At 68.1% G+C, this 885-nt stretch carries 1 protein-coding gene; it reads right to left on the bottom strand.

Features of this window, described 5'->3' with window-relative positions:
- Positions 1–694: 694 nt before the first annotated feature.
- Positions 695–885 (bottom strand): hypothetical protein (locus ACTWJ7_RS34290; RefSeq protein ID WP_443146461.1); only part of this gene is annotated, 191 nt, incomplete at its 5' end.

The raw sequence follows: 885 nt of genomic DNA, 5'->3' as shown, positions 1-885 counted from the left end.
TTCAGCCTGGCCAACCGGCTACCGTCGTCCTGTCTCGATCACTCTGCAGCTGCTCCTGGACTCCAGCGGACGCTCCTGGCGTCACCGGCGCGCCGATCGCTTCAGCCTGGCCAACCGGTTCCGTCGTCCTTCTCGATCGCTCTGCAGCTGCTCCTGGACTCCAGCGGACGCTCCTGGGCGTCGCCGGCGCGCCGATCGCTTCAGCCTGGCCAACCGGCTGCCTTCGTTCTTCCGGATCCCTGCAGCTGCTCCTGGACTCCAGCGGACGCTCCTGGCGTCACCGGCGCGCCGATCGCTTCAGCCTGGCCAACCGGCTGCCTTCGTCCTTCTCGATCGCTCTGCAGCTGCTCCTGGACTCCAGCGGACGCTCCAGGGCCTCACCGGCGCGCCGATCGCTTCAGCTTGGCCAACCGGCTGCCTTCGTTCTTCTCGATCGCTCTGCAGCTGCTTCTGGAACTCCAGCGGACGCTCCTGGGCCTCACCGGCGCGCCGATCGCTTCAGCCTGGCCAACCGGCTGCCTTCGTCCTTCTCGATCGCTCTGCAGCTGCTCCTGGACTCCAGCGGACGCTCCTGGCGTCACCGGCGCGCCGATCGCTTCAGCCTGGCCAACCGGCTGCCTTCGTTCTTCCGGATCCCTGCAGCTGCTCCTGGACTCCAGCGGACGCTCCTGGCGTCACCGGCGCGCCGATCGCTTCAGCCTGGCCAACCGGCTGCCTTCGTTCTTCCGGATTCCTGCAGCTGCTCCTGGACTCCAGCGGACGCTCCTGGCGTCACCGGCGCGCCGATCGCTTCAGCTGGCCAACCGGCTGCCTTCGTTCTTCTCGATCGCTCTGCAGCTGCTCCTGGACTCCAGCGGACGCTCCTGGCGTCACCGGCGCGCCGAT

The sequence above is a fragment of the Paenibacillus sp. 1A_MP2 genome, from assembly GCF_052244825.1.
Taxonomy (GTDB): Bacteria; Bacillota; Bacilli; order Paenibacillales; family Paenibacillaceae; genus Paenibacillus; species Paenibacillus vandeheii.
Note: the sequence above shows the minus strand (reverse complement) of the source record. Positions and strands in the feature narration are given on the sequence as shown.